General features: G+C 52.8%; 1 rRNA gene. It reads right to left on the bottom strand.

What is annotated here, in order from left to right:
- Nucleotides 1–34 precede the first annotated feature (34 nt).
- Nucleotides 35–400: ribosomal RNA gene (locus WS34_RS15195) — 23S ribosomal RNA — on the bottom strand; the annotation flags it as partial.

The following is a 400-nucleotide window of genomic DNA, read 5'->3' as shown; positions in this document are numbered from 1 at the left end:
AAAACCAACATCATCATCCAAACCTATCACTGCTTTGGTTATGCCCTCGACCTATTAGTAACAGTCAGCTCCATGTGTTACCACACTTCCACCTCTGCCCTATCTACCTCGTCGTCTTCAAGGGGTCTTACTAACTTGACGTTATGGGATATCTTATCTTGAGGGGGGCTTCACGCTTAGATGCCTTCAGCGTTTATCCCTTCCCGGCTTGGCTACCCTGCCATGCATCTGGCGATGCAACAGATACACCAGCGGCCAGTCCATCCCGGTCCTCTCGTACTAAGGACAGCTCCTCTCAAATATCCTACGCCCACGCCGGATAGGGACCGAACTGTCTCACGACGTTCTGAACCCAGCTCGCGTACCGCTTTAATGGGCGAACAGCCCAACCCTTGGGACC

It is taken from the genome of Odoribacter sp. N15.MGS-14, from assembly GCF_000980245.1.
Lineage (GTDB): Bacteria > Bacteroidota > Bacteroidia > Bacteroidales > Marinifilaceae > Odoribacter > Odoribacter splanchnicus.
Note: the sequence above shows the minus strand (reverse complement) of the source record. Positions and strands in the feature narration are given on the sequence as shown.